The 3,917-nt window shown below is 68.9% G+C and carries 4 protein-coding genes and 2 pseudogenes; 2 read left to right on the forward strand and 4 right to left on the reverse strand.

Annotated elements, in window-relative coordinates:
- Together A5712_RS27465 and A5712_RS27470 are read right to left on the reverse strand one after the other, a co-directional pair.
- Positions 1–297 (reverse strand): annotated as a pseudogene (locus A5712_RS27465) (hypothetical protein); the annotation flags it as partial.
- Positions 297–1,454 carry a phosphotransferase family protein gene (locus A5712_RS27470; RefSeq protein ID WP_068112849.1) on the reverse strand — a complete coding sequence of 386 codons (1,158 nt, stop codon included), beginning with the start codon at positions 1,452–1,454 and terminating at the stop codon, positions 297–299. The pseudogene A5712_RS27465 and the gene A5712_RS27470, both read right to left, overlap by 1 nt.
- A 59-nt stretch (positions 1,455–1,513) precedes the next feature.
- On the opposite strand from A5712_RS27470, the gene A5712_RS27475 reads away from it, so the two are divergent.
- Together A5712_RS27475 and A5712_RS27480 are read left to right on the forward strand one after the other, a co-directional pair.
- A complete protein-coding gene (locus A5712_RS27475) occupies positions 1,514–2,116 on the forward strand; it encodes a TetR/AcrR family transcriptional regulator (RefSeq protein WP_068112852.1) in 603 nt (200 codons plus the stop codon).
- Positions 2,113–2,985 (forward strand): SDR family NAD(P)-dependent oxidoreductase, encoded by an 873-nt coding sequence (locus tag A5712_RS27480; RefSeq protein WP_068112856.1) that lies wholly within the window; start codon positions 2,113–2,115, stop codon positions 2,983–2,985. Before A5712_RS27475 ends, A5712_RS27480 begins: the two co-directional genes overlap by 4 nt.
- On the opposite strand, the gene A5712_RS27485 is transcribed toward A5712_RS27480, so the two are convergent.
- Both A5712_RS27485 and A5712_RS31540 read right to left on the reverse strand, forming a co-directional pair.
- On the reverse strand, positions 2,972–3,577 hold the full coding sequence (locus A5712_RS27485) for a class I SAM-dependent methyltransferase (protein WP_068112861.1): 606 nt from the start codon (positions 3,575–3,577) through the stop codon (positions 2,972–2,974). The two genes, A5712_RS27480 and A5712_RS27485, sit on opposite strands and share 14 nt — an antisense overlap.
- Before the next feature lie 31 nt (positions 3,578–3,608).
- A pseudogene (locus tag A5712_RS31540) lies at positions 3,609–3,917 on the reverse strand (HNH endonuclease); the annotation flags it as partial.

The raw sequence follows: 3,917 nt of genomic DNA on the forward strand, positions 1-3,917 counted from the left end.
GCGCAGCGGTTCGCTGACCTCGATGCGGTAGCCGTTGACGTTCTGGTTCAGCCGGTCCTGGTCGATCGCGTCGGACAGGTGCACCGCCGTCTGCGTATCCCCGCGGCGGACGAGGAAGAACGCGTCCTTGACGCCGAGGTTGGGGTAGTAGCCGATGCCGCTGATCACGAAGATGTCGCCGGTGCGGTCGTGGGCGTTGAAGTAGGAGCGATCGTAGAAGTTGCGGTCCGAGGAACCGGCCCACGCGATCGGTTGGGGAACCTGATGTACCGGGAACTCGTCAAGCGGGCCAAGCATTACTGATCCTCTCCGATGAGGCTGTCATCGATTAAGCGCCGCATCAATCCGGCGTGGTAGAACAGCGATTCGACGTCGTCGGGCTTCTCGGTCTCGCCGAAGTGCACCCGGCGCGCGCCGGTGCGCATGAACACGCAGGCCCACATCACCCCGGAGTAGGCGTAGAACCAGCGCAGGTCGCCCACCTCGACGCCGGTGAGCTGACGGTAGGTGGCGCGGACGTCGTCCTCGCGCATCACGTCGGGCAACCCGGGCAGCGTCGCGAGGCCGGCGAGTTCTTGAAACACCATGTGCGCGTAAATCATCCACGCGATATCGAGCTCGCGCGGCCCCAGCGTAACCATTTCCCAGTCCAGCACCGCGACCGGCGCGAAGTCGCGGTACAGCACGTTGCCCACCCGCGCGTCGCCCCACAGCAGGACGGGCTCGGCCGCGGCGGCCTCGTCCGGCCAGTTGTCTTCCAGCCACGCGAAAGTCCGCTCCAGCAGCGGCGATCGGCCGATGTCGGGCACCGCGAAGTCGTACCACTCGCGGACCCAGTTGAAGTGCCGGCGCAGCGCCGTGTCGCCGTCTTGCGTGGAGAGGAACCCAAATGTCTTCTCGGCGTTCGGGATCGCGTGCAGCTTGGCCAGCACGCCCACCGTGGCGTCCTGCAGTGCGCGCTGGCGTTCGGCGGGGGCGTCGGCGAACCAGTTGCCGCCGAACGTGTAGGGCATGACGTCGGGCGGCACCTCGCCCTCGACGTAATCCATCACGAAAAAGGGCGTGCCCAGCACGTCGCCGGTGGGCTCGAGCCAGCGCACGCGCGGGACGGGCACGTCGGTGATTTCGCCGACCTTGCGGATCACCTCGAATTGGTGGTCGAGCCGATACGTCGGGAAGACCTGCACGTCCTCGGCGGTCGGCGCCACCCGCGCCACCAGCCGCTGTTCGATCGGTTCGCCGTCCTGTTGCCAGCGTGCGGTCAAGATGATGGTTTCCGACGACATGCCGGTGGCGTCCACGCCGCTTTCGACCGTCACCTGCGGCTTGGCCCCGCCCGGTAACACGGTCGACAGCCACTGCGACATCACCGCGGGCAGCTTTGTGACGTCCCGGCTGGAGCGCTGAAGTCGGTCGACCTTGTCCAGCACAGGTTCGTTCGACGTTTTCGACATTAAGGTGCCTCCATTCTTCGAGACTTCCGTGAGGCAATTACGATACGGTAGGTAGCGTTATGAAAGCAGACCCGTCTTACCTTGACAAGGCCCCGGGCGCCGGGCGGCCGAGGGACCCGCGCATCGACTCTGCCATCCTCACGGCGACCACGGAACTGCTTGTGGAGATCGGCTATTCGAACCTCAGCCTGGCCGCGGTGGCCGAGCGCGCCGGGACCACCAAATCGGCGCTGTATCGGCGGTGGTCGAGCAAGGCGGAACTGGTGCACGAGGCGGCGTTTCCGACGGCGCCCACCGCGCTGCAGGCCCCGGCCGGCGACATCGCCGCCGACGTGCGGACGATGATCGAGGCCACCCGCGACGTGTTCACCACGCCGGTGGTGCGCGCGGCGTTGCCCGGCCTGGTGGCCGACATGACCGCCGATCCCGCCCTGAACGCCCGGGTGATGTCGCGCTTCGCCGGCGTGTTCACGGCGGTGCGGGTGCGGCTGCGCGAGGCGATCGACCGGGGTGAGGCGCATCCCGACGTGGACCCGGACCGGTTGATCGAGCTGATCGGAGGGGCGACGATGCTGAGGATGCTGCTGCGCCCGGAGGAGCAGCTGGACGACACCTGGGTGGAGCAGACGACCGCCATCGTCGTGCACGGGGTGACGGGATGACGGGGCGACTGTCGGGGCGGGTCGCGATCGTCACCGGCGCCAGCCGCGGGCTGGGCCGGGCGATCGCGCTGGCCCTCGCCGCGGAGGGCGCGGCGGTGGCCGTCGTCGGGCGCACCGAACAGGTGTGGGACGACCGGCTGCCCGGCACCATCGGCGAGACGGTCGCCGAGGTCGAGGGGGCCGGCGGGCGCGCCGTGGCGATTCGCGCCGACCTGACCGACCGCGACGACGTCGCGCGGCTGGTGGGCGAGGCGCGAGAGGCGTTGGGGCCCATCACGATTCTGGTCAACAACGCGGCCTTCACCGCGCCCGGCAGGCCCCCGGTCCCCGGTTCGCCACCGCGCGCGAAACCGCCCAAGGCCGCCAGCGGCGGCGCCAAGCCCGGCTGGCCGGGGTTCGTCAGCACACCGTTGCAGGCGTTTCGCCGCCATTTCGACATCGCGGTGTTCGCCGCCTACGAGCTGATGCAACTGGTGTGTCCGGACATGTTCGACGCGGGCGGCGGCTCGATCATCAACATCACCTCGGTCGCGTCGCGGATGCCCGGGGACGGACCCTATCCCGACCGCAGCGGCGGCGTCCTGCCCGGTTACGGCGGATCCAAGGCGGCCCTAGAGCATCTCACCCAGTGCGCGGCGTACGACCTGGCCGACCACAACATCGCGGTGAACGCGCTGTCGCCGTCGAAACCGATCCTCACGCCAGGCCTGGCCTACTACGCCAGCGGCTTCGTGGACACCGCCTCGGCCGACGAATTTGCCCGCGCGGCAGTCGAATTAGCGTTGGTGGATCCGGCCGTGGTCACCGGGCGCACGATCGGGCACCTGAACGTGCTCGACGGCAGCTTCGCCCCGTTCACGCTGGGCTAGTTGCCGTCACGCCGTTGATGATCAGCGCGTACACCCGGTGCCACTGCGGGGAACGAAACCCCGCGCGCAGCAGCAGCGCCGTGGCGCGGCCTCGGGTGCGGGCCTTGCCGCGCCGGCTGGTGGCCAGGGTCGGCAGCAGCCACAGCGAGAACTGGTCGACGAGCACCAGGTGACCGCCGGGGCGCAGCACCCGCGCGCATTCGACGAGCCCGGCCTGTTGATCCGTCCAGTGATCGAACGATGTCGTGCTGACGATCAGGTCGAAGGTGTCGTCGGGGTACTCGAGGTCTTCGGCCACCCCGACCGCGAAGCTCAGCCGAGTGTCGTCGCCGAAAGCCCTTGCTGTAGCGATCATTTGCGGTGCGGCGTCGATGCCGCAAAGTTGCCGGGCGTCCGGATAGCGGCGGGCCAGGGTGCGCAGCAGATGGCCCGTTCCGCATCCCACGTCCAGCACGCTGCCGGGAGAGGCGATGGCCGCCACCGCGAGATCGGCGGTGCGGTCGGTGATCTCGTGGTGCAGCTTGCCCCGCCACCCGTGGTCGTACTCAGGCGCTCGATCGTTGTACGCGGCGAGGTCGCGGTGCGGCGGCACGCGTTCAGTGTGGCACCGCGGGTTTACTTGCTCAACCTTCGTCTTCGTCGGGTGGGTCGGGGTCTGCGTTGAGGAGTTCGTCGGGGTGATGCGCGTGGTTGATTTCGGGTGGGCTGGTGCCGTCGGTCCAGGCGAGGCGTCCGGTGTTGGTGACTTCGGTGTGGTAGTCGCCGCAGCTGGCGCCGGCGTGGTCGGGGCCGCAGGCGAAGAAGAGTTTGTCGGCGTCGGTTTGTCCGCCGGCGGCCCAGTCGGGGGCGTGGTGGACTTCGCAGTCGTAGCCGGGCACGAGGCAGTGCGGGCGGGTGCAGCCGTGGTCGCGGGCGTGGCAGATCAGGCGTTG

This window comes from Mycobacterium sp. E2327 (assembly GCF_001672675.1).
Lineage (GTDB): Bacteria > Actinomycetota > Actinomycetes > Mycobacteriales > Mycobacteriaceae > Mycobacterium.

Coding starts and splice junctions, on each gene's coding strand:
- A5712_RS27470 (WP_068112849.1), bottom strand. CDS start 1,454: ATGTCGAAAACGTCGAACGAACCTGTGCTGGACAAGGTCGACCGACTT.
- A5712_RS27475 (WP_068112852.1), top strand. CDS start 1,514: ATGAAAGCAGACCCGTCTTACCTTGACAAGGCCCCGGGCGCCGGGCGG.
- A5712_RS27480 (WP_068112856.1), top strand. CDS start 2,113: ATGACGGGGCGACTGTCGGGGCGGGTCGCGATCGTCACCGGCGCCAGC.